General features: G+C 49.3%; 22 protein-coding genes and 1 pseudogene. 17 read left to right on the plus strand and 6 right to left on the minus strand.

Features of this window, described 5'->3' with window-relative positions:
• Positions 1-90 precede the first annotated feature (90 nt).
• Positions 91-1,041, minus strand: coding sequence for a TonB-dependent receptor plug domain-containing protein (locus tag B147_RS0124870; protein WP_020589914.1), 951 nt, complete (start codon positions 1,039-1,041; stop codon positions 91-93).
• Positions 1,042-1,128: 87 nt separating this feature from the next.
• On the opposite strand from B147_RS0124870, the gene B147_RS0124875 reads away from it, so the two are divergent.
• The 13 genes from B147_RS0124875 to B147_RS0124945 all read left to right on the plus strand — a co-directional run bounded on the left by B147_RS0124875 (position 1,129) and on the right by B147_RS0124945 (position 14,913).
• Positions 1,129-1,608, plus strand: coding sequence for a cupin domain-containing protein (locus B147_RS0124875; protein ID WP_026259815.1), 480 nt, complete (start codon positions 1,129-1,131; stop codon positions 1,606-1,608).
• A gap of 342 nt (positions 1,609-1,950) precedes the next feature.
• Positions 1,951-4,035: a molybdopterin-dependent oxidoreductase gene (locus tag B147_RS0124885; protein ID WP_026259816.1), complete on the plus strand. Its 2,085-nt coding sequence runs from the start codon at positions 1,951-1,953 to the stop codon at positions 4,033-4,035.
• A gap of 251 nt (positions 4,036-4,286) precedes the next feature.
• Positions 4,287-4,802 carry a 4Fe-4S dicluster domain-containing protein gene (locus B147_RS0124895; RefSeq protein WP_020589919.1) on the plus strand — a complete coding sequence of 172 codons (516 nt, stop codon included), beginning with the start codon at positions 4,287-4,289 and terminating at the stop codon, positions 4,800-4,802.
• Positions 4,803-4,811: 9 nt separating this feature from the next.
• Positions 4,812-6,977, plus strand: a complete 2,166-nt coding sequence (locus B147_RS0124900; protein WP_020589920.1) for an NAD(P)-binding protein — start codon at positions 4,812-4,814, stop codon at positions 6,975-6,977.
• 14 nt (positions 6,978-6,991) lie between these two features.
• On the plus strand, positions 6,992-7,210 hold the full coding sequence (locus B147_RS0124905) for a hypothetical protein (protein WP_020589921.1): 219 nt from the start codon (positions 6,992-6,994) through the stop codon (positions 7,208-7,210).
• The gene (locus tag B147_RS0124910; RefSeq protein WP_020589922.1) at positions 7,207-7,656 is read left to right on the plus strand and encodes a CBS domain-containing protein; all 450 of its coding nucleotides are present in this window, start codon (positions 7,207-7,209) and stop codon (positions 7,654-7,656) included. Before B147_RS0124905 ends, B147_RS0124910 begins: the two co-directional genes overlap by 4 nt.
• Positions 7,649-8,407, plus strand: a complete 759-nt coding sequence (locus B147_RS0124915) for a 2Fe-2S iron-sulfur cluster-binding protein (RefSeq protein WP_020589923.1) — start codon at positions 7,649-7,651, stop codon at positions 8,405-8,407. Before B147_RS0124910 ends, B147_RS0124915 begins: the two co-directional genes overlap by 8 nt.
• Positions 8,408-8,516: 109 nt before the next feature.
• Positions 8,517-9,653 (plus strand): sulfite exporter TauE/SafE family protein, encoded by a 1,137-nt coding sequence (locus B147_RS0124920; protein ID WP_020589924.1) that lies wholly within the window; start codon positions 8,517-8,519, stop codon positions 9,651-9,653.
• 78 nt (positions 9,654-9,731) lie between these two features.
• The gene (locus B147_RS0124925) at positions 9,732-10,283 is read left to right on the plus strand and encodes a hypothetical protein (RefSeq protein ID WP_020589925.1); all 552 of its coding nucleotides are present in this window, start codon (positions 9,732-9,734) and stop codon (positions 10,281-10,283) included.
• A gap of 125 nt (positions 10,284-10,408) precedes the next feature.
• Positions 10,409-10,888, plus strand: a complete 480-nt coding sequence (locus B147_RS0124930; RefSeq protein ID WP_020589926.1) for a hypothetical protein — start codon at positions 10,409-10,411, stop codon at positions 10,886-10,888.
• A complete protein-coding gene (locus tag B147_RS0124935; RefSeq protein WP_020589927.1) occupies positions 10,885-12,393 on the plus strand; it encodes a PAS domain-containing sensor histidine kinase in 1,509 nt (502 codons plus the stop codon). Before B147_RS0124930 ends, B147_RS0124935 begins: the two co-directional genes overlap by 4 nt.
• 3 nt (positions 12,394-12,396) lie before the next feature.
• A complete protein-coding gene (locus B147_RS0124940; RefSeq protein ID WP_020589928.1) occupies positions 12,397-13,806 on the plus strand; it encodes a sigma-54-dependent transcriptional regulator in 1,410 nt (469 codons plus the stop codon).
• A 48-nt stretch (positions 13,807-13,854) separates the two neighbouring features.
• Entirely contained in the window at positions 13,855-14,913 is a 1,059-nt protein-coding gene (locus B147_RS0124945; protein ID WP_026259817.1) for a molybdopterin-binding protein, read from the plus strand.
• A 60-nt stretch (positions 14,914-14,973) separates the two neighbouring features.
• Here B147_RS0124945 and B147_RS0124950 read toward each other — a convergent pair whose 3' ends face one another.
• Together B147_RS0124950 and cfa are read right to left on the minus strand one after the other, a co-directional pair.
• Positions 14,974-15,921 carry an NAD(P)/FAD-dependent oxidoreductase gene (locus B147_RS0124950; protein ID WP_020589930.1) on the minus strand — a complete coding sequence of 316 codons (948 nt, stop codon included), beginning with the start codon at positions 15,919-15,921 and terminating at the stop codon, positions 14,974-14,976.
• A 22-nt stretch (positions 15,922-15,943) separates the two neighbouring features.
• Complete coding sequence (cfa, locus tag B147_RS0124955) at positions 15,944-17,065, minus strand: cyclopropane fatty acyl phospholipid synthase (RefSeq protein ID WP_020589931.1); 1,122 nt, start codon at positions 17,063-17,065, stop codon at positions 15,944-15,946.
• Between the two features lie 274 nt (positions 17,066-17,339).
• Between cfa and B147_RS0124960 the strand changes: the two genes are divergently transcribed.
• The 4 genes from B147_RS0124960 to B147_RS0124975 all read left to right on the plus strand — a co-directional run bounded on the left by B147_RS0124960 (position 17,340) and on the right by B147_RS0124975 (position 21,605).
• Complete coding sequence (locus tag B147_RS0124960; protein ID WP_020589932.1) at positions 17,340-18,911, plus strand: bifunctional aminoglycoside phosphotransferase/ATP-binding protein; 1,572 nt, start codon at positions 17,340-17,342, stop codon at positions 18,909-18,911.
• A gap of 62 nt (positions 18,912-18,973) precedes the next feature.
• Positions 18,974-19,969: a universal stress protein gene (locus B147_RS0124965; protein WP_020589933.1), complete on the plus strand. Its 996-nt coding sequence runs from the start codon at positions 18,974-18,976 to the stop codon at positions 19,967-19,969.
• 5 nt (positions 19,970-19,974) lie between these two features.
• Positions 19,975-20,814 carry an EcsC family protein gene (locus B147_RS0124970; protein ID WP_020589934.1) on the plus strand — a complete coding sequence of 280 codons (840 nt, stop codon included), beginning with the start codon at positions 19,975-19,977 and terminating at the stop codon, positions 20,812-20,814.
• A gap of 71 nt (positions 20,815-20,885) precedes the next feature.
• Positions 20,886-21,605 carry a DUF554 domain-containing protein gene (locus B147_RS0124975; RefSeq protein WP_020589935.1) on the plus strand — a complete coding sequence of 240 codons (720 nt, stop codon included), beginning with the start codon at positions 20,886-20,888 and terminating at the stop codon, positions 21,603-21,605.
• A 189-nt stretch (positions 21,606-21,794) separates the two neighbouring features.
• Here the strand turns inward: B147_RS0124975 and B147_RS32015 are convergent, their stop codons facing one another.
• The 3 genes and pseudogenes from B147_RS32015 to B147_RS0124990 all read right to left on the minus strand — a co-directional run.
• Entirely contained in the window at positions 21,795-21,905 is a 111-nt protein-coding gene (locus tag B147_RS32015; RefSeq protein WP_020589936.1) for a hypothetical protein, read from the minus strand.
• Positions 21,906-22,018: 113 nt separating this feature from the next.
• Positions 22,019-22,492 carry a universal stress protein gene (locus B147_RS0124985; RefSeq protein WP_020589937.1) on the minus strand — a complete coding sequence of 158 codons (474 nt, stop codon included), beginning with the start codon at positions 22,490-22,492 and terminating at the stop codon, positions 22,019-22,021.
• A gap of 202 nt (positions 22,493-22,694) precedes the next feature.
• Positions 22,695-22,964: pseudogene (locus B147_RS0124990) on the minus strand (IS4 family transposase); the annotation flags it as partial.

A 22,964-nucleotide genomic window follows, 5' to 3' on the forward strand; every position in this document is an offset into this window, starting at 1 on the left:
TTCAGCTTTTTTCATCAGCACAGTCCAATTTTATAGTCGTCTCAGCGAGAAGAAACTATCACGTTTTTTGTTCTCAAAGATAGGCTTTTTTCAAACCGGGAAAATGGGAATGCGCCCCCTAATCGTTGAAAAATCCGTCAAATCATACGCGACCTTAAGTTTAAGCGTATTGTTGGTAATATCACTGGTACCGGCAGCGCCCAGTACGTACCGGTCCTCATTGCTGCGATCCTTGTCCGCCACCCAGCCGGACACCGGATTGCCTACTACAGCACCGCCGGAGGAGGCTGATTTTGTTATAAAACTGATAGATTGAGCTTCAGCTTCCATACGATTGAACCACAGATTGTAAGCAAACTTCCCGGTCCTGTTGCCTACTGATCCAAATGCATTATACCCGTCAAGGTCGTCATCGGTTTTATAAACATGGGCATTCTGATAAAAGTATTTAAGGCTGGTATCCACCTCCAGTGTATCAGGCATATGGGTGGTAATCAGCGCGGTGCCCGACATGGAATTGCCGCTCAATGCCGCTGAAAAAGGGCCGTAGATCACATCCACCTTTTCAATTTCCTGGGGTGCGACCATAAACCATTTCGGGGCATTGCTGTGTCCGCTTGACGTAAAATCGGAAAGCCGCATGCCATCCGCCGACACCAGGGTCCGGCCCGTCATGGAGGAATTGTTACCCCGGATAATCAGGGGGCTGTTGGTGCTTCCCGGGTAGAGTTTGCGCAGGTAAGAGCCGGGCATGTATTTGAACACGTCAGATGTTTCCATGGCATTGATCCGTTCGATACCTTCAGCAGTAATGCTTTCCACCACCGCAGGCATATTGGCCGTCGTTTCGCCCATAATTTTTCCGGTGACGGTGATTTCGCCCAGATCCTGTACCGATTTTTGACCGCCTTTTTCCTCCTTGTCCGCAGGTGACAAAACTTTGGTCTTGTTTTCATCCGAAATTGCCGTGCCCGGCACAAAAAACAGTCCCCCGCAAAAAACTGCGACAGCAAGAAAAATCCACTTTTTCGTTTTCAACATTTTGCTGATACACTCCTCCTTAATATAATTTGTCAATTACTTTTTCCCATATTACAGTGTGCAAAACTTTGACAAAGGAGCAATCAAGTGAATCATACAATTATAAAGATGAAGCCAATCAATCTCATAGAGCATCCGGAGGGAGGCAGATATCGTGAAGTTTTCAGATCTGCACACACAATATCTAAAAATGATGGAACTGCCAGGCCGGCCTTAACCCATATCTACTTCTCGTTAAAACCGGAGGAGATCAGCCTTTTTCATAAAGTGACATCAGATGAAATCTGGAATCTTTATCAGGGAGAAGGCATCCATCTATTTTTATGGGATGAAACTGACACGCCGCCCCAATGTGTTACGTTATCCGCCAGGGAAAACTGTTTTTGTCATGTTGTCCCTGCAGGCATCTGGCAGGCAGCGGTACCGATTTCAGAAACGGTGCTGGTCGGCTGTTCAGTTGCCCCCGGTTTTGAATTCTCGGATTTCACGCTTATGGCATACAAATCCCAAGCAGCAAAAAAACTGGTTGCATTAGCCCCGGAATTATCCGGATATATCAGCAAATAGGCCATCCTTTCACATCGTATCAAGAACATTCCGGTCATCTGAACGCCGGGTTGAAATATGTTTCCTTCAATTTAATGATCCTGCCAGATGCAATAAAATTATTGCATCTGGGCCATCCATAACCTTACCACGTGACACATCCGAATCACTTCCGGCAAAAACAGGCCACAAACAAATTATATAGAATTTTTGTAATTTCAGTATATTAACACTTTTTCAAAAAAAATCCGATACAATATATATACCGGCATGGTTATGGCATTAGACAGGGCCTGAAATACAAAAATAATATATCCCGGGCCATGGTTCCGGGGAAATAACAGGTCCTCAGGGAGAACAAATATGACCAAAGAATCGGTGTTCAGTGTCTGCGGCATGTGTACGGTACGCTGCCCCATTCAAGTAGAAGTGGAAAACGGCCGGGTGGGATTTATTTCAGGCAATCCCCATGTACCGGCAATGAAAGGGGCGGTTTGCCCGAGAGGTGCGGCAGGTACGGCGCTTCTCAACGACAGCGAACGGCCCCAGACGCCTTTAATCAGGACCGGAGAACGGGGGGAAGGCAAATGGCGCGAAGCCACCTGGGATGAAGCACTGGATTATGTGGCAGAAAAACTCAACCAGGTGAAAGCTGAATACGGAGCCCGGGCCATCTCATTTTCCGACAGGGGCGGGCCGTTCAGGGACATGCACCGGGCTTTTCTTAAGGGGCTTGGCACCCCGAACTATAATAATCACGACTCGTCCTGTGCCAGAAATGTTCAGCATTCTGCGCTTTCCTTGACCGGCATGGGCCGAAAAGCCGTTGCCTATGACTTTAAAAATTCAAAACATGTGGTACTCCAGTTCAGAAATATTTTTGAAGCGGTTAATGTCCAGGAGGTCAACGACCTTATGGATGCCCTGGAAAAAGGATGCAAACTCACGGTCATCGATATCCGGGCTACCATATCCGCATCCAAGGCCAGCCGGTTTATGATGATCCGCCCCGGTACCGACTATGCCTTTAACCTCGCCGTCATCCACGAAATCATCAACAAGCGCCTCTATGACGAACGATTTGTCAGCCGCTATGTGGAAGGATTCAAAGCCCTTGAAGAATTTGTCACCCCCTATACCCCGGAATGGGCAGAAACCGAAACCGGCATCGCCGCAGAAACGCTTCGCAGTTTTGTGGAAGAGCTTGCCAAAGCAGCCCCTTCGGTGATTTGGCACCCGGGCTGGATGACCGCCAGATACAAAAATTCCTTTTATATCTGCCGTTCCATATATATCATCAACGCCCTTTTGGGCGCTTACGGTGCCAAAGGGGGACTGCCCTTTGTATCAAAACCTGCCGATGTGGGGGCAAAGGGCTTGAAATCCTTTATGGATCTCTATCCCACACCCGACGAAAAACGTGCCGACGGCGTGGGCTGGAAATACACCCACTTTGAGAACGGCCCGGGCCTTGCGCATTTAATGTTCAAGGCCATTGAAGAACAGTCGCCTTACCCCATCAAAGCCTATATTGCCTACCGCCATGACCCGCTCATGGGATATCCGGACCCGGACCGGCTGCGGCAAATGTGGGACAAGCTGGACCTGCTGGTTTCGGTCACGTTCTCATGGTCAGACACGGCCTGGCATTCAGATGTGGTCCTGCCGCTTTCCACCTACCTTGAGCGCGAAAGTATCATCGCTACAAAAAATGACCTGGCACCCTACTTTTTTGTCCGAAAACGGGCAGTGGCACCCAGGTATGACTCCCTGGCAGACTGGGAGATCATCTCAGGCCTTGCCCGCCGCATGGACCTGCCGGACCTGGTCTTTGACCGGGTGGAAGACCTGTGGAATTTTCAGCTCAAGGATACCGGCGTTACCATTGAGGACTTCAATGCCAGGGGACTGGTGAAACTGGCAGATGAAGCAGTGTATAAAAACTTTGAAGATTACACATTTGAAACCGCTTCCGGTAAAATCGAAATCCTTTCCAAAAACCTGGAAGAGAACGGCCAGCCCTCTCTGAAGCCCTATGAACCGCCGACATCCCCAAAGGCGGGGGAGTACCGGATAACCTTCGGCCGATGCGCCCTTCACACCCAGGGCCACACCGTGAACAATCCCCTTTTAAACGAACAGATGTCGGAAAATACATTGTGGATCAACACGGAGGAAGCCAAAAAACTTAACATCTCAGACAGGGATATTGTCACAGTAAGCCAGAACGGCTACTCGGAGACCATCCGGGCCCAGGTCACCGACCATATCCACCCGGAAGCAGTTTTTGTCATCCACGGGTTTGGCCACCGCATCAAAGCTGAAAGCCGGGCATTCGGCAAGGGGCTTGCCGACAACAAATTCATGTCAGGCGGCCTGGATATCTGGGATAAGGCCGGCGGCGCCGTTGCGTACCAGGAGCACTTTGTCACAATATCCAAGGGGTAGCTTGATCTGTCCGGCACCCGGGAGCCGCAATAAAAAACTTGCAGCGCAAAATTTTTATTGCATGCCTGCCGGGCAGGACCCGGCCCCAAGCCTGGGCCAACGCCTGGGAACAAATAAAATTACTTTATTAATTCAGTATATTAAACAAAACACACAAATCGACTCTGCCATGGCATGGTTATGGCAAAATTTTAAATCATACTGAATCATAACGAATGAATTAACGTGTCAGTTCAGACACCGGAGGCCCTATGAGTCACTACTACCTGTTTCAGGATACCAGAAAATGCATCGGCTGCCATACCTGCGAGGTCATGTGCAAGGCCAACAAAAAACTGCCGCCCGGTCCCAAACCCTGCCAGATTATCCAGGTGGGTCCCAAAACCATTGGAGAAGTACCAAGGACGTCGTTTATTTTCATGTCCTGCTTTCATTGTGAAAACCCCTGGTGCGTTTCAGCCTGCCCCACCGGCGCCATGCAGCAGCGCAGCAAAGACGGAATTGTGTTTGTGGACAAAGATCTGTGCGTGGGATGCAAAACCTGCATTTCCGCCTGCCCCTGGGGAGCGCCCCAGTGGAACCAGGAGACCGGCAAGGTTGAAAAATGCGATCTCTGCATGGACCGGATCGACCAGGGCCTTGCCCCGGCCTGCGTGACCGACTGCACCACAGGCTGTCTTAAATTCGGCAAGGCCGAAGAGATGACTCACATCCGAAGGGAGCGCCATGCAGCGGCGGTCACCTCCTTTGAGGACACAAGCTTTTAAGGAGCCGGTATGGATAACATTTGCCCTGTTCGACGAACCATTGATTTTTTAACCAGCCTGATCGGTCCCAAAGGTCTGCCGGACCCCAAAGGACAACGGATATCCGAACAGATCCTGGTCCTTGCCGAGGAGATTGCCGAAGGGACAGCAGGAAATGATCATCTGCCGGCCATTGAGGCATTGGTCAAGACATATAATGATGCCGGCAACCCCGACCAGACCCGGGAGGCAGGCATAATCATTCAAGGGTTTGTGGCCGATTACCGGGAGGAATTTATCAACCATATCCAGACCCGGAACTGCCCCACCCACGACTGCGGAAAACTTGCCCCCTCTCCCTGCCAGATGGCATGCCCGGCCGGGATTGACATCCCGACATACCTTGCGCTCATTGCCCAGGGAAAGGATGCCGAAGCCATTGAGGTGATCAGACGGGACAATCCGTTGCCCTGGGTGTGCGGCCTGATCTGTACCCGGCCCTGCGAAATGATGTGTGTCAGGGCCAGAATCGACAAAGCCATCTCCATAAAATTTCTCAAAGCATTTGCAGCCGAACGTGCCATGTCGGAGCGTGCCTACACCAATCCTGTGCCAAAGCCTGCCAACGGCAAAAAAGTGTGTGTGGTGGGCGCCGGCCCCGGCGGGCTATCCTGTGCATATTATCTGGCACTCATGGGATACGGTGTCAGGATCATTGAGGCGTTGCCGGTGTCCGGCGGCATGCTCATGGTAGGCATCCCCAGATACCGTCTGCCAAGGGAAGTTATTGACCGGGAAGTGGCCATGATTGAAGCCCTGGGCGTTGAAATCCAGTATAACACCCGGTTTGGCAAGGATGTCACCAAAGAGGAATTGGACCGGGAAGGATTTGAGGCCTATTTCATCGCCATTGGTGCCCACAAGGCATGGACCCTGGGTATTGAAGGAGAAAAGGATTTCCCCAAAGTCATTGAAGCGGTCCGTTTTTTAAGGGATGTAGCCCTGGGCGACCACCACTGCCCGGGAAAAAACGTGGTGGTGGTGGGCGGCGGCAACGTAGCCATTGATGCGGCCCGCACCAGCCTGCGCCTGGGTGCCGAGCACGTCACCATCGCATATAGACGGACCCGGGACCAGATGCCCGCTGATGTGGAGGAGGTGGAACAGGCGGAAGAGGAAGGCGTTGAATTCTCTTTTCTGACCATACCCGCCGCAGTGACGGGTGAAGGACAAGATATTCACGCCCTGTCATGTATCAAGGCGGAACTGAAAGCAAAGAAAGGCTCCGACCGCCTGGCACCGGTTCCCATTGAGGGCCAGGAGTTTGAGATCCGGGCCGATGTTGTGATCTCCGCCATTGGCCAGTATGTAGATAATAAAGGTATGGAAGCATTCACCGGCATCAACTGGAGCCGCCGGGGGACCATAGATGTTAACCATGCCAGCATGGAAACGGCCCAGCCAGGGATCTTTGCCGCCGGAGACGCGGTATCCGGCCCAGCCACGGTAATCGAAGCCATTGGCGGCGGCAAACGGGCCGCAGACGCCATTGACCGCTATCTGCGCGGAATTCCCCAGCCCCGTGCCCCCAGAACGCCGGTACGCCACAAAACAGAACCCGTCATTGAAATGACCGCCAGCCGGAAAATGACCATTAAACCGCCGGAAATGCCCATGCTCAACATCTACCGGCGCAGAACCACTTTCCAGCAGGTGGAACTGGGATATGAGGAAGCCGATGTCCGCCAGGAGGCTGCCAGGTGTCTTCGCTGCGATATCTGCCGGCGTTGCGGCAAATGCGTGGATATCTGCCGGGATAAAATGGGGATCAATGCCCTGAAACTGGGGTACCTTGATTTTGACCAAAGCGGCCCCACCGATTTCAGGGTCACGGCGGAAAACTGTATCACCTGCGGGGCATGTGCGGCCAATTGTGAAAACAATGCATTAAAAATTGACGAAAAAGACGGACAGCGACGGCTTTTGCTCTGCGGCACCATCCTGAACAGCCAGGCCATCCAGTATTGTGAGTCCTGCGGTGCGAAACTTGGTTCCGTGGAATATACCCGCTTTGTTGCGAGAAAAACCAGAAACCTGACACCAGCCGCGGACACAAGGCTGCTTTGCAATAACTGCCTGCGCCGAAAGTCTGCGGTTTCCAAGGCCACAAACAGTGTTGCTTTACCCACGGTATAAAACAGGAGGCAAAGATGACATTTCAACGGGGAGATAAGATAGAGGTATTCAAGGTATCAACGGACGAAGCCTGGGAGGACTACATGAATGACTTTTTGGGCTGCCATGGATTTATTGTGGACCCGGACACCTCGGTGAACGACCCGGACTCCCTGGTGGAGGTAAGCCTTGAAGGCAAAGGCACCCACCGACTTCCCCAGGATTGTTTGAGACGGTTGGAGGATCAGGTATGAAGCTAGAGGATTTAATCAAAAACGATACTGGTCATTTTTATACGGTGGAAGGCGACCAGACCGTATCCCAAGCCCTGCAGCAAATGTCGGCCTATGGGGCCTCTGCAGTGGTGGTGATGGCGCTTGAGACGCCCGTGGGCATATTTACGGAAAGAGATTTGGTCCGCTGCCAGATCCTGTTTCCCGACAAACGGGCCGACCAGGTGACCATTGACAAGGTAATGACATCCAAACTGATCGTGGCTCAACCCCAGGATTCGGTGGATGCAGCCATGGCCATGATGATCAAAGCACGGATTCGCCACCTGCCCGTGGTGGGCGACAAAAAGATCATCGCACTGGTTTCCCTGGAAGACCTTGTCAAGGCCCATGTGGGGGCATTGACCCAGGAACTTCACTATCTGAAAGATTATATTTCTGATCTTCAGGATGCAGCCCATGATTGAGATTACCATTAACGGGCGGACAGTGGCCGCAAAGGATGGCGACACGGTTTTAAAAACCGCCCGGGAACACGGGATTCCCATTCCCCACCTGTGTTTTCATCCGGCACTCAAACCTTCGGGGGCATGCCGTCTTTGCGGCGTGGAAACCGGTCCTGATTCAGGGAAAAAAATGGTGATGCTCTCCTGTATTCTCAAGGTCAAACCCGGACTTGAAATCAGGACCGAATCGGATCTGGTGGCCGCCCACAGGCAGAAGGCCTTTGACAGACTGCTGTCCATGGCACCGAACTCGGTACGGATCCGGGAACTGGCCGAACAATTCAATGTACCGGTGGTGCCAAAGTCAGATGGGTGCATCCGCTGCAGGCTTTGTGTGCGGGTCTGTAACGACATAATCGGCGCAGGGGCCATTGCCATGGTTAAAACCGAAACCGGCAGCCAAGTGGGGCCGGGTGACGGTACCTGCATCGGCTGCGGCACCTGTGCCAATCTGTGTCCCACCCAATTTATAACCGTACAGGACCAGGACAACGTCAGAACCGTTTGTATTGGAGACCAAGTTTTAAGCCGCCTGCCCCTTGAACGGTGTGAAGCCTGCGGCAGCCGGTATGCCACCGCACAGTTTCTGGCCCATGTGGATGACAACACAGGAGACCACGTCCATGCCAGACAAGGCCATCGTTTCTGCCCGGCGTGCACCAAAATGATGTCCAGCCGGGCACGTACGGAAAATGAGCATTTGAGAAAATAATTTATGGTTCTGGTGCAAGGCCTTAACGCGCCGGCACCGGTAAAATAATGACCCAGGGTTTCCGAGAAGATCGGATATCACTATTTTATTAAGGAGTAGAGATTTGAAAATGAAGTTCAAGTGGTTTGTATTGTTTTTGACGGCAGCGGCACTGATTCTGCCGATGATGGCTGCGACACCTGTTATGGCAGATCCGCTTGCCGATGCCATTGCAGCCGTGCCCCAGGGCACAGGACCTGGCCAGATTGATCCGTCGGCTCCGGCAGGCATTTTCGGTATTCCGGGCGCACCGTCTCCGAGTTTGTTGCTTTGCTTTTGCTGGGCCGTCTGGGCGGGCTGGATTTTCTCAACCATCGGCGCGTTCGGTGGGGTTATGGCCGGCGTGGGTCATATTTCCATTTACGGAATGGGACCCTATGCCAAAACATTTAAAGATACCTCTCCCACCATCAACAAGATGCTTACAGACAGCATACGTGTTTCCAACCAGTGGATGGTGGGGCTTTCCGCCCTTGTCTCCAGCATCACCTACGGCAGGCAGAAACGCCTGGTAACCTCTCTGGGGGCTCTCATGGGTGCCGGTGCGCTTTTTGCCACATTCATAGTGGTATTCACCACCGCCGGAAAGGTAAGATTTTCACAGTACCAGGGCTGGTTCGGCCTGTGTGTATTCCTGATTTTTGCCTTCATGGTCTATGAAATGTCTCCCAAGGGCCAGGCCTCAAAAAAAGCGGCTAAGGATGCGGCCAAAGCATTTGAAGATACCGTTAAAAATAAGGGATCCATTAAAGGCCAGGGGGTAAAAACCCTGAGCTGGAGCATTACCAAAATCGAAATTTCTTTTTTCGGCCAGAAATTTTCATTCAGCCCCATCTGGGCCTTTGTCGGTGGATTTTGCATCTCTGCCATGGCCTCTTTCATCGGTGTAGGCGGCGGTTTCCTTTATGTACCCTTTTTAACCAGTGTCGTGGGGCTTCCCATGTTCGTAGTTGCCGGTACTTCATCTGTCGCAGTTCTCATTGGGATGGTTTTTTCCATCTTCAATTTCATGGTGCTCAAAGGGGTCGTGGTTTACTGGCCCATGATCGGCCTTGAACTTGTGGGCGTATTTGTCGGCTCCATGATCGGACCCAGAACCGGAAAGTACATTCCTGAAAAGGTATTGAAATGGATTTTCCTGGTATTGGCATTCTACATTGGTATCCGGTATACGCTGAGAGGTTTTTTCGGCATTGCAATGCTTTAGGACACTAATTAATACCATCTCACAGGCCGCCCCCGGAGGCGGCCTGATGAGAAAACGTTAAATCAAAAGGAGTAAAAGATGGTCAACAGATTCGATCAGTTCTACTACGCCATTGACAGCTATATTATTTTTTTCTACCGGGTGACGGGCATTGGTATGGTTGATTATATGGTCGGGACGTTTTGCCTTTCCCTCATTGCCGTCCTTTTGGGGGAATTGACCATTTCACTTGCCATAAGGTTCAACACCCCTTATCTTACCGGCCTGTCCCAGCGTATGAAAGAAAAGGAAGCGCTTTCCATTAAAGCCTATGAGACAGGAGACATGGTCGGATACAAGGCGCTGAATAAAGAAGCGACAGATGTCTGGGGACGCAAATTTTTTGCCATGTTGGCCCATTCGGCTGCCATCCTGTGGCCCGTGCCCTTTGCCCTGGGCTGGATGCAGACACGGTTTGCCGGTATTGATTTTCCCATTGCCTTCCCGTTCTCCCTGGTTACGGATTCCGTGGGCTATACATTTTCGTTCTTCCCCATCTATGTTCTGGCACGAATCGTTTTCGGAAAGTTTAGGCCTCATCTACCCTATTTTGCTTCAGTTCACAGGAAGCTGGGCGAAATGTCGGCCTGAATTCCGGAAATTGTAGCCAGGGAAAGAATTTGCCTTAAATTCCGAAACGAATTTTCCATTGAAACAGAAACAGTTGGTTTCTATAATTAAGACTATATACAAAACCCAATTGAGGAAGAAAAATTGTGAAACATCTTAACGGCAAAGAGCTGATGGTTCTAGCATATCTTATCCTGGCATTGCCTGAAAATTTATATGCGCTGCAGTTTCATTCAGCTTCCGAAGGGATCATCACCCACCAGATCGGACACCTGTTCTTTCTTTTCTCAATGGTTGTGCTCATGTTTATCATCAGTGGCAAGGGATTGGCTATACATAAAGGGTGGCGTCTGATCCAGCTTTCAGCATTTTTTTTCATTCTCTGGAACGGCTGCGCCATTGTTGCCCATTTCCTGGATAACCAGATCTATGCGGTCAGTGTAGAGCAGCTCACCAAAGGGTATGCCAAGATCCGGGTCCAGAACAACTCAAGCCTGCTGGGCTGGGTATATTACGGCCTTAAACTGGACCATTTACTATGCGTACCAGCCATGTTACTGATGTACAGAGGGCTTTCCTGCCTGGTGGACGAACAGAAAGCCGCAAAAAAAGGACAAAACCCATGATTGCCCCCTATCTGCCGATGGTGGTGATAGATGTTTTAGGCTCTCTTGCCATGGTGGTGCTCTCCCTTCTATGCTGCTACAAGGCCAAAATTTTAAGGGAAACCGACCAGGACAATGCGTTGTTTCTTTATCTTGTCTGGATCTCCACGGGATTTATGATCTTTGCCGTATCACGCGCGTTTGGCCATATCCTGCGGCAGTTTCTGATTTTAACTGCCCATACGGACACCTGGCAGGTGATCGCCGCTTTTTCCGGCAGCGTCAACACGGTCTCCTTCATGCTGGTAAGCCTGATCACCCTATTTTTCAACCAGATCTGGCAAATCAACGAAAAGATTCTGACGTCCCGGAAAAAACTGGAAGCCGCCCATGGGCAGCTTTTAAGTTTAAACCAGAACCTGGAGCAAAAGGTGGTGGAACGTACGGAGATGCTCACAAGTTCTGAGCACAAGGCCCGACGCATTTTTGAATACTCCCTGGACACCATTCTGGTGACCGACGCCCATTTAAAGATCCAGGAGATCAACAAAGCCGGCGTCACCTTGACAGGATATAAAAAGGAACAGATGCTGGAACAGAACATGGGACTGATGGATTTCATCACCCATACCCCGGACTGGGAGCGTCTTTCGCAACAGCTGAACACAAACGAATATGTGCTCAACGAAGAGTGCGATATTTTAAACGCCGATAACATGGAGATCCGGGTACTGATCTCAGGCGGTGTCGATTACGGCGCGTTCGGCTGTGCCAAAACCTTTCATTTCATCATCAAGGACATCAACGAAAAAAAACAGATGGAGCAGCAGATCGCCCAGGCCGACAAATTAGCGGCCTTGGGCGAACTGTCCGCAGGTGTGGCCCATGAAATCAATAACCCATTGGGCATCATTCTTGGTTACACCCAGCTTATGCTTAAAGAGCCGTCTGAATTTGAAGAAGATCTGAAAACCATCGAAAAACACGTAAAAAACTGCAGGGAAGTTGTCAGCAACCTGCTCTCTTTTTCAAGGAAGGGCTCCGGGGAAATGGAGAATGTGGATATCCACAAAATGCTGGGCGGTGTGGTCAATTTTTTAAAAAACCATTCTGATTTCAGGAAAGTTCAAATCCAGCTTAACCTGTGGAAAAATGAATGCCTCTGGGTGAAGGGCAATGCCCAGGAACTGGCCCAGGTGGTTTTAAACCTGATGATCAACGCCTGCCACGCCATTAAGGATAATCCTGACGGTTTTATTGAGCTTGTCACCCAAAAGGAGGACGCCCATATGCTCATTCATGTCAGGGATAACGGCCCCGGCATCTCCAAACAGCATATGCCCCGGATTTTCGATCCTTTTTTCACCACCAAGCCCGTGGGCCAGGGTACAGGGTTAGGCCTTTCGGTGGGATACGGCATTATTCGCCACCACCAGGGGGATATCATGGCCGCAAACCGGCAAAGCCAGGGTGCACAGTTCACCATCCGGCTGCCCCTTGTGAACACCAACAGCAATGAGGAGTAAAAGATGACGCCCAACATTCTTGTGGTGGATGATGAAAAGGACATGACCCGCCTTCTCCAGCGCACCCTTGAACCGGAATTGAACTGCCGGGTGACCATGGCTTTTTCCGGTGAAATGGCCCTGAATATCCTTGGACTGGGCGACACGGCCTTTGATCTTGTCATCAGTGACATCCGCATGCCTGGAATGGATGGGTTTGATCTTCTGGAACAATTGAAACAAATGTATCCGGATCTCACGGTGGTCATGCTGACCGCTTACGGCAATATTGAATCTGCTGTGGCAGCGATTAAAAACGGCGCTTACGATTTCATTGCCAAGCCCTTTGAGCAGGATGAAATCATCTTTAAAATCCGGAAAGCTTTGGAACGCAGCCAACTTATATCCGAAAACCGGCGGCTCCAGAAAGCCTGCCAGACCGACTCCCTGCCATTGATCGGGCAAAGCCCCGCCATGCAGAAAGTGTTCGAAAAAATAGCGTTGGTCGCAGACTCGGATGTCACGGTCCTGATCACCGGCGAATCCGGAACGGGCAAGGAACTGACCGCAAGATCCATACATGCCCTAAGTTCTCGAAAAAATAAACCTTATATCCCCATCAACTGCCCAACCATCCCCGAACACATCCTTGAAAGTGAATTATTCGGGTATAAAAAAGGGGCTTTCACCAATGCCTATCGGGACAAAACAGGGCTTTTCCAGGAGGCTGACCAGGGCACCATTTTTCTAGATGAAATAGGAGATGTCGGCCCCACCATTCAAACCAAGCTTTTAAGGGTAATCCAGGAAAAAGAGGTCAAACCCTTGGGCGACACCCGGGTGGCCCATGTGGATGTCAGGATTATCGCCTCCACCAACCAGGATCTGCAGCAGAAAATAAAAAACAATGAATTCAGGGAAGATTTTTTTTATCGGCTTTCGGTGATCACCATTGAACTGCCGCCGTTACGGGATCGGATTACGGATATCCCGCTGTTGTGCGATCATCTTCTGGCCAAGAACTGTGAGAATTTAAACAAACCGGCCAAGCATTTGTCTGAAAACGTGATGGACCTCCTCATGAAGCACCCTTGGCAGGGCAATGTCAGAGAGCTTGAAAATGTACTTGTCCAGGGTATTCTCTATGCAACCTCAGATACCATCCGTCTGGCCGATATCCCCATAAGCAACATTAGTGACAAAGACTGCGTCGACATGAACTTTGGTACGGATATGGAGCAACTGACCTATAAAGAGGCCAAAGAAAACACCCTGACCCAGTTTAACCATAACTACATCGGTGCCATGCTCTCCATGACCGAAGGCAACATCACCCAGGCAGCCAAACGTTGTGCCATGGATCGCCAGGCACTTCAGCAGATCATGAAACGGTATGCCATTGATCCTGAAAAGTACCGAAGCAAGCCGTCCTGAACTTTAAAAATGATAATTGTGCAATAATAATTTTTAACGGTATTTAACATGAAAAAACAACGACACCCACAACAACCATTTAAAACCGTGCCCGTTCAGGACGCCTGTGGTATGACCATTGCCCATGACATGACCGAAATCGTTCCGAACAAGTCCAAGGGCCCGGCCTTCAAACGGGGACACCGGGTCCAGGCCGGCGACATTTGCCGGCTCATGCGCATGGGGAAAAACAATCTCTATGTGCTGGATCTCAATGAGAACCAGGTCCATGAGGACGAGGCGGTGTTTGAACTTGCATCGGCCCTGGCCGGACCGGGGGTCGAATTTGCCGCCACACCCAGGGAAGGCAAGCTGGAGCTGTATGCGTCATATCCGGGCCTGTTCCGGGTGAATGTGGATGCATTGACGGAATTCAACATGCTGGACGATGTCATGTGCGCCAGTATCCATACCAATACCGCCGTAAACAGAGGCGACAGCCTGGCGGCCACCCGGGCCATTCCCTTGGTCATTGACCGGGACCACCTCGACCAGGCCACGGCCTTTGCCAAATCCGCCTATCCCATTTTTAGCGTTTCAATGTTCAATCCGTTGAAAATCCGTCTGGCCATCATCGGCAATGAGGTGTATGACGGCCTGATCCAGGACCGGTTCCAGGCCATTGTGGAAGAAAAAACCGCCCGGCTTGGCGCCCAGGTGCTTGAGGTGAATATCCTGCCCGATCACCAGGCGCGCATCACCGCCCAGATCCGGGATTACATGGCCAAGGAGACCGATCTGATTATCACCACCGGCGGTATGTCTGTGGACCCCGATGATGTCACCCGGGAATCCATTGAAGCGGCTGGTTTTGATGAAGTCCACTACTCAGCCGCTGTGCTGCCCGGAGCCATGTTTCTTTTGGGCTATACCCGAGATACAACAATCATGGGCATTCCGGCCTGCGGCCTGTATCACCGGACCACCATATTTGATTTGATGCTTCCCCGGATCATGGCCGGAGAGCGTCCCGGGAAACGGGAACTGGCAAGCCTTTGTCACGGCGGGCTGTGCCGGAACTGCGCCACCTGCCGGTTTCCTGACTGCTCTTTTGGAAAAAGCATCTGAGTATAGCCGGAATTGACAAGATTGACGGATTGACCCTTTCCAAGAGGTTTCACAAAAATATCAGTCAGGCAACAGTATTTTCGGCAGGCTAAACCTTGCCAGGTGTGGCAAAGTAAACGGTTTGTTTTCTACGATGGCATCTGCCGCACGGATACCGCTTAAAACAGCGCCATGGATACCCTCTCCCATATCCAGGGTAGAGAGTCCTGCCGCATCTCCGATGATGAAGGCATTGTCCTGTTGGTATTTTTTCGGACCATGCTGAAAATAGTAATTGTGCCCTTTGGGACTAGATGGATTTTCCCCGATGAACCCCTTTTTTTGAAGATCCATTGTAAAATGACGCCATTGGTCCATAATGTTCTGTCCCCGCTGCTTCAACCTATGGAATTTTCCGCCAATGCCGATGTTTAACCAGTTATTCCCCTTGGGAAGATACCAGGCATACCCAGGCAGTCCATGATCAAAAAACCATAGATGGCATTGCTTATGAACAATATCATATGGATATTCCTTTTCAACGGCAACAATGAGGGACTTGGAAGGACGGGAACGCTTTTGAGTGAAAAAAGTCTTGTAAACCGGGCAATGGGTACCGCCGGCACCGATGAGATACCTGCATCGATACTGGTCATCAATGATATAAAAACCGTTCTTCCGGATAATATTTTTTACACAATGGGTCTTAACCGGAACATGGGCGCGGGAGATCATCCAGGCATCAAATTCATATCTTCTGACAGCATATTGACGGGTGGGTACAGGAATTTTTATACCAAACATATGAAAATGAATTCGGTCAAATTGACTGAAGGTGTAAGGATAATCATCACCCTGGAATTCAAGGAGCCTGAATACGGCAGGGGTCACCCATCCCGCACACACCTTGGGACGGGGAAAAGAATATTTATCCAGCACCAGGGGCGTAATGCCCCTTTGCTTCAATTTCCAGGCACAGGCGGCACCGGCAGGACCGCCTCCGACGATAATGATCTCCTTTTCAATCATACCACTCCTTGATTTACCCGGACTATACAAGGCGGCAGCAGGGTGCTGAAGTCCCCTGTTTAGTCATCACAATCTGCCATAGCTGCATGGATCGTGACCGGAATCCTCCGGCACAGCTTAACAAATAATACTCCCACATGCGATAAAACCGATCACTGTATCTATCTTCAAGATTGGGCCACACCTGTTTGAAATTTTCGTACCATGCCATTAATGTTTTATCGTAGTCCTCTCCAAAGTTATGCCAGTCCTCCATGACAAATTGGTTTTCCATGGCTTTTCCCAACTGGGCAATGGAGGGAAGCATGCCATTGGGGAAAATATATTTTGCAGTCCATGGGTTACAAGCAGAACAACTGGCATTACTACCGATGGTATGAATCAATGCAATGCCGTCATCCCTTAGCAACCGGTTGGTCAGTTTCATGTAAGTGCCATAATTTTTATACCCCACATGCTCCATTAAACCAATGGAGACCACCCGATCATACTCTCCGGTGGCGGTTCTGTAATCTGCCAGCCGGATGTCAACGGGAAGCCCCCGGCACAGCTCTTTTCCAAATCGGGCCTGCTCTTTGGAAACGGTGTATCCGGTTACTTCAACGCCGTACTTTGTTGCCGCATAGTGGGCAAACCCGCCAAAACCACATCCCAACTCAAGTACTTTCATGCCGGGCGCCAGTTTTAACTTCCGGCAGACCAGCGCCAGTTTCGCCTCCTGGGCCTGATCAAGGGTGGTGGCATCTTTCCAGTATCCGCAGGTATACTGCATTTGTTTGTCCAGCATGCCCTGATAAAGTTCATTGCCGACATCATAATGGCTTTGGCCCACCATGAACGCACGCCTGGAAGACTGTTGGTTAAAAAGCTTTGCCTTTAGAATATTCCATGTGATCTGCCACTCTTTTTTTAATACTTCCCCAAGATTTGCGCGCAACACTTTTGCCATGAACTGATCCAGGGCGCGGCACTCCCACCACTGATCCATATAGGCTTCACCAAGACCCAGAGCAGGTTCATGGATTACCCGCTGGTAAAGCCGGTCATTCTTAATCTGAATGTCGTAGGGATTGTTTCCGTTAACGGTGATACCGGCAAATTTCAATAATTTGTTGATGGATTTTTTGATATTCTGATTTCTCATATTTTTCCTTCCTTTAAAAAGAATGAAGTCATAAATATTAAGAATCTACTCTCCCGTGGTACGGGCGATCCTGTTGATATACCCAATAACGCGTACATTTGTCCAGTCAGTTATCGAAAATAATCAATCAGAGAATTTAAAAGACAGAAACCGCTGTCATTACCACCACCATTAAAGAAACAATTCAGGGTAATGATAACATTGTTTTTGACTGTATCTATGTTATAATCAAAACAGGTGGAAATCTTCTAAACGGGGGAACAGGCCAGTGAAGATGAGAGAATCGGCGCTTCAGGAAACTCTGTTTAAACAAATGCGAACCCCTGAATTTTACCCCCATCCCGTTCACAGTGTAACGGTATGTGAAACCCATATTTCCATGGTGTTCCTGGCAGGCGACGTTGTTTATAAAATTAAAAAATCAGTGGGCCTGGAGTTCCTTGATTTCACCACCCTTGAAAACCGCAGACATTTTTGCACCCGAGAGGTGGCATTAAATCGCCGGCTGACAAATAACGTTTACCTGGGTGTGACAAAAATCACTCAGAAAGGAAACCATTTTTACCTGAACGGCGACGGGACGGTTGTTGAATATGCCGTAAGGATGCGGAGACTGTCCGAGACCGATTCCATGAAACAGTTGCTGCGATCCGGAAAGATCGGCAACAAGGATATTGACCGGCTGGCAATGGCGCTTTCCGAATTTTACGGTTCCGATACATCCGACAATCCGCCAAATATGGAAACGGCCTTTGAAACAATCCGGCAGAACTGCGATGAAAACTTTAAACAGGCCCAACCTTTGCTCGGGCCCCTGTTTGACGGCGATTGTTTTCAGTCAATATGGTCCAGGACAGGTACTTTTTTAAACAGGCAAAAACCCCTGTTTTTTCGCCGCATGGGAAATAAACGGTTCCGGAACTGCCATGGGGATTTAAGAACCGGTCATATTTATTTTACAGATACCGGGATTCAGATCATTGACTGTATTGAATTCAATGACCGGTTCCGGTATCAGGACGTGGGTGCGGACCTGGCATTTCTGGCCATGGATATGGAATTTCTGGGATTTTCAGCTTTGGCTGAAAAGTTTCTTTTAGCTTATGCCGGCTATAGTCATGACCCGGAAGTATACGTACTGATAAATTTTTATAAATGCTACCGGGCCATAGTACGTTTTAAAGTAAATTGCATCCGCCTGCAGGAGCATGATGTTTCCGAACAGGAGCGCAATAAACTTTTGGAACAGACAAAAAAATACCTTGCCCTTGCAGACCGGTATGCCGATCGCTTCTCCAAGCCCAGGATCTGGGTGGTCTGCGGCATGCCGGCATCTGGAAAGAGCTCTTTGGCACAAGCCCTTTCCCTGGCGCTGAATATCCGGTCCATTAATTCGGATGAGGTGCGGAAAAAAATATTTTCAGCCCCACCGACCGATCCTGAGAACATGCCTTTTGAAAAAGGAATGTATTCCGAAACCGCGACCGGCCAGACCTATGACAGGCTTTTGTCCCTGGCAGAAAAAGAGGTTTTAAAAGGCAATTCCGTGGTGCTGGATGCCACCTTCAGCCGAGAAAAATATAGAAAACAAGTGGTTTCCCTGGCTAAGCAATTAGGCGCCGGCATTGTGTTTACCGAATGCACGGTACCGGACCCTATTCTGCAAAAAAGGTTGATCATGAGAAATGGCAGGGACACAATATCTGATGCGCGGATTTCTCATTTTCAATCATTTAAAAACCGGTTTGAACCGATTCGAGACACAGAGACGGACCATCATATAAAAATAAATACCGAATCATCCATGGATGCATGTCTTTCAATAATTCTGCCCTGGATGATTTAAAAAAATTAATGTACTCAAGCAATAGGCTTAAGGCCTGATGCATAAATAAGAAAGGAGGCGCCATGTTTAAACACATTTTAGCAGCGACAGACCTTGTGGGAATTAAGGACCCTGTGGTGACCGGGGCTGCTGCAATCGCCGAAACCCATCAAGCCAAGCTCAACATTCTTCATGTGGCAGAGTCCTCCCATGAAAACAGCCGACACCTGGTTAAGGATTTTAAAACCGATGAAGAGATCAATTTTTCGCCGGCGTATCAGGAACTTGTCCAAAAAGAACTCTTTGATTTTTATAAACCAATATTGCCGGCGGGCATGGATTTTGAAGTCACGGTTGTTTGTGGATTTCCCTGGGAAGAAATTGTTCGTCAATCCCGGCATCTTAACGCGGGCATGATCGTCCTTGGCCCCCATTCCGAACGTGCCGCTGAAAAGGGAACCGTCCGGGTGGCCGGAAAAATCGGGAGCACCGTGGAAGGTGTGGTAATGCGGGAAAATTGTCCTGTGATGATTATCAACCCTGCAGTTCGCTTGTCCTCTGCGGCATTCAAAAAAATTGTGGTGGGGGTGGATTTTTCCGTTTCCTGCGAATGTGCCTTGTTCTTTGCCCGGAAAACTGCGGAAAAATTCGGATCGAAAATTTTCCCCTTTCACATGATTCCTGTGCCGCCGTATCCCAAGTATACCAAGGAAGATTCTGAAGCAGACCGAAAAAATACGGAAAAACGCCTGGAAGAATTCTGCCGGGATTTGATCAAAGACACCGATTACGACTATCAGATCTGGGGCGGCGCGTTGCCCCATCTGGAACTGGTTAAATGTGCGGAAAAGAACAATGCCGACATAATCATTCTGGGGTCCCACACAAAGAAAAAGGGCACAAAATGGTATGCCGGCAGTGCCGTGGAACGGACCGCCTTCCGCGCCGGATGTCCGGTGATCGTGGTAACGGACCCGGAAGCCCTGGTTTCCTGGGATGAGAACGCGCCGAATGATCCGGCAATCGGCAAAGAGAAAGACCGGGCAATTCATGTGTTTACCGACAAGCGCCATGAATAAGGGCCATGGAAAAAATGACCCACCAACTGACTGAGTATGAAGCCAAGCAGTTTTCTGCCATTCAGGCATGGAAAACCGAAGAACCCAGTGTCATCAGCAAATCCCTGGGGACGGTTTTTGCACCGGTATCCTGGCTGACCCAAAAGCTTATTCCGGAAAAAGCAATCCGGAGTGCCGTCTATGCAGCCATTAAAACTGCAGATAAACTAACCGACAGTGGTGATATAAAAAAATCGGGCAATGTTTCCGAAATCCGGGAGTTCTTCAAAAAAGAACTGGAATTCCTGGACAAGCTTTCAGCCAATGTACATCACTGGGCCATCGGCCTTGCTACGACCGGCGGTATTGCCACAGGCCTGGGCGGTGCGGTCACCCTTGCGGCAGATATTCCGGCAATGGTCACTTTGGCATTGCGAACCATTAATAAAATAGGCCTGTGCTATGGATACGAGCCCAAAACCAATGATGACAGACTTTTTATTCTCGCGGTTCTGGCCATTTCCAGTGCCAATTCAATCGGAGACAAAATGATTGCTCTCAACACGCTCCATGCCGTTAGGGCCAACCCAGAACCTTCTCTGGAACCATCATCCGATGATACGACCGAATCAACACCTGAAAAACCTCTAACCAAAAAAGATACCGACATTGGTATCGACCACCTTTCAAAAGCAATCGGGATAAATCTGACGAAACGAAAAATGCTCCAGCTTATTCCTGCCGCTGGTGCAATTGTAGGCGGTTCGGTGAACGGGTGGTATTTGAGGGATGTTGGATGGTCGGCCCGCAGAGCTTATCAGGAAAGATGGCTTGCGAACAAGTATTCCAGTAACAACTTGCTTTAAAATTACGCGGCTGATAAACATCAAGGGCTAATACATCTTTTAAACACTTAAATGACGAGGAATTTTGTTAGATGATCGGTCCTTTTGTTAATGGTGCGGCGGTTATTGTCGGGGGGCTCAGTGGCGCGATTCTGGGGGAATGTGTATCGAAAAATCTACGCCATAAAATGCCCATGATTTTTGGTTGTGCATCCATGGGGCTTGGTATTGCCATGGTGGTAAAGGTGAAATTTTTGCCCGTCGCGATACTTGCCCTGCTGTTGGGCTCAATCCTGGGAGAACTGCTTCATTTGGAGGCAGGCATTGAAAAAGTAGCCGGTGTCGTCCGTCGAATGATCGATAAAATGGTTACGCCGCCTGAAAATGGTTTGTCACAAGAAGAGTACATGGAAAAGTTCATCGCGATCCTGGTGCTGTTCTGTGCCAGTGGGACCGGTGTCTTCGGAGCCATGCAGGAAGGGATGACCGGGGATGCGTCGCTGCTTATTGTCAAAGCGTTTCTTGATCTGTTTACTGCAGGAATATTCGCCATTGCATTAGGTTTCCCCGTGGCCACACTTGCTATTCCCCAGTTTATAATCCAAACGGGGTTATTCCTGGGCGCAGCAACGATTATTCCATTGACAAGTCCGGCCATGATTGCTGATTTTTCCGCCGTCGGCGGCCTGATTATGTTTGCCACGGGATTTCAGATCTGCGGGATAGTCTCTTTTCCCATTGCCAACATGCTTCCCGCCCTTTTGATTGCCATGCCCATTTCTGCGCTATGGGTGCAGTATTTTGTCCATTAATTCATGTATGCTTGCAATATATTCTTTGTTTCCAACCGTAATGATCCGGGAGCATCTTGCTTCCGCGCAGTTCGATTGAAGAGATGAACAGGATAAAGAACAATTCAACGTTCAATATTCTGTCCATCGCTTAAAAATCTTTTCAATCCTGTTAAACGATGGACTTCAACATCAGGAGGATCAGTTTAATTACCCGTTGGGGAGGGCATTCAGCTCTTCCAGGGTAAACAATAGTCCGTCTTGACAAACAAATTTTTCACCGAGATTGCAGCGACCGCCGATACCGATGCCACATTTCATTCGTTTTTCCAGGAAGTTGGTTGATCAAAAGATCTGTGTCACCAACGCATATCTTTCAACTTTCGTTGTGGGCCGACCCTTGGTGAAAAACCAGGTCAGCCCGTGGCTGTTATTTAGTCAATAATAATCACCGGGGTGCTGTTCAGGGCATGCATCACCCGCGAAGCGTTGCTGCCAATAAAAAATTCCTTTAAGCCCGAAGTTGCTCTTCGTCCCATGGCAACGATATTGTAGCTCTCTTTTTTTGCCTCCTGGATAATGTCCGTGGCAATGTTTTTGCTCTGAGGCTGAGTTTTTATATGAACCATATCTTTGGCAAACCCGGCACTGATTAAAGCATTCCTTGCGGTTTCAAGGGTTTTCAGAATCATTTTTTCGCGCTGAGCCTCCATACGACAAAAGGAATTGCGTTCTTGTTCAAAGTAGGGCGTTAGGCTGGGGCTGTTGAGCCCACAGGCTGCAGCAGTATCTGGCACGACATGAAACAGTGTGACCTCATGGGCCTTGTTTAGATGTTCCGCCACAAAAGCGACGGTATTTTGGGCGCACTCACTTTCGTCAAATGGAATCAGGATTTTGGCAGTCATAATCTTTCCTCCTTTTTGAAAATTTTTTATAATCCGAAATTTGAAATGCACGAAAGTATTTCAGGGCTTTTAGGATTTTGAATACCTAAGTCTAAAAGGACCAAAATACTTAACTATAATTTATCAAAATATGCTGTTTTTCCGCAATGTTTTTTTCAAAACTATAGCTCGGCTTTTTTTAAAAAAAGTCAGTGATGTCCGGTTAGGTTTTTGCTTGTTCGCTAAATGTAATTTTTTGATCTTTGACAATATTGTCCCTGTTTAAACTATGAGACGTATCCTCGTCGTGCCCAATTAGGTCGTTCAAGATGGCAGTTCGTAACTGTCGAACTCTTTTAATAGAGACCTTCTCATTAAACTCGTTTCGACAGTAGATTGCCAGCAACAGGTAAGTGATAAGGCCACTAAGAATTTGAACCATAAGACCATATTCACTGCGGGCAATGAGATGGTAAACCTTCAGGTGTTCTTT

The organism is Desulfobacter curvatus DSM 3379, from assembly GCF_000373985.1.
GTDB classification, from domain to species: Bacteria; Desulfobacterota; Desulfobacteria; order Desulfobacterales; family Desulfobacteraceae; genus Desulfobacter; species Desulfobacter curvatus.

Coding starts and splice junctions, on each gene's coding strand:
- B147_RS0124870 (WP_020589914.1), bottom strand. CDS start 1,041: ATGTTGAAAACGAAAAAGTGGATTTTTCTTGCTGTCGCAGTTTTTTGC.
- B147_RS0124885 (WP_026259816.1), top strand. CDS start 1,951: ATGACCAAAGAATCGGTGTTCAGTGTCTGCGGCATGTGTACGGTACGC.
- B147_RS0124895 (WP_020589919.1), top strand. CDS start 4,287: ATGAGTCACTACTACCTGTTTCAGGATACCAGAAAATGCATCGGCTGC.
- B147_RS0124900 (WP_020589920.1), top strand. CDS start 4,812: ATGGATAACATTTGCCCTGTTCGACGAACCATTGATTTTTTAACCAGC.
- B147_RS0124905 (WP_020589921.1), top strand. CDS start 6,992: ATGACATTTCAACGGGGAGATAAGATAGAGGTATTCAAGGTATCAACG.
- B147_RS0124910 (WP_020589922.1), top strand. CDS start 7,207: ATGAAGCTAGAGGATTTAATCAAAAACGATACTGGTCATTTTTATACG.
- B147_RS0124915 (WP_020589923.1), top strand. CDS start 7,649: ATGATTGAGATTACCATTAACGGGCGGACAGTGGCCGCAAAGGATGGC.
- B147_RS0124920 (WP_020589924.1), top strand. CDS start 8,517: ATGAAGTTCAAGTGGTTTGTATTGTTTTTGACGGCAGCGGCACTGATT.
- B147_RS0124925 (WP_020589925.1), top strand. CDS start 9,732: ATGGTCAACAGATTCGATCAGTTCTACTACGCCATTGACAGCTATATT.
- B147_RS0124935 (WP_020589927.1), top strand. CDS start 10,885: ATGATTGCCCCCTATCTGCCGATGGTGGTGATAGATGTTTTAGGCTCT.
- B147_RS0124940 (WP_020589928.1), top strand. CDS start 12,397: ATGACGCCCAACATTCTTGTGGTGGATGATGAAAAGGACATGACCCGC.
- B147_RS0124945 (WP_026259817.1), top strand. CDS start 13,855: ATGAAAAAACAACGACACCCACAACAACCATTTAAAACCGTGCCCGTT.
- B147_RS0124950 (WP_020589930.1), bottom strand. CDS start 15,921: ATGATTGAAAAGGAGATCATTATCGTCGGAGGCGGTCCTGCCGGTGCC.
- cfa (WP_020589931.1), bottom strand. CDS start 17,065: ATGAGAAATCAGAATATCAAAAAATCCATCAACAAATTATTGAAATTT.
- B147_RS0124960 (WP_020589932.1), top strand. CDS start 17,340: ATGAGAGAATCGGCGCTTCAGGAAACTCTGTTTAAACAAATGCGAACC.
- B147_RS0124965 (WP_020589933.1), top strand. CDS start 18,974: ATGTTTAAACACATTTTAGCAGCGACAGACCTTGTGGGAATTAAGGAC.
- B147_RS0124970 (WP_020589934.1), top strand. CDS start 19,975: ATGGAAAAAATGACCCACCAACTGACTGAGTATGAAGCCAAGCAGTTT.
- B147_RS0124975 (WP_020589935.1), top strand. CDS start 20,886: ATGATCGGTCCTTTTGTTAATGGTGCGGCGGTTATTGTCGGGGGGCTC.
- B147_RS32015 (WP_020589936.1), bottom strand. CDS start 21,905: ATGAAATGTGGCATCGGTATCGGCGGTCGCTGCAATCTCGGTGAAAAA.
- B147_RS0124985 (WP_020589937.1), bottom strand. CDS start 22,492: ATGACTGCCAAAATCCTGATTCCATTTGACGAAAGTGAGTGCGCCCAA.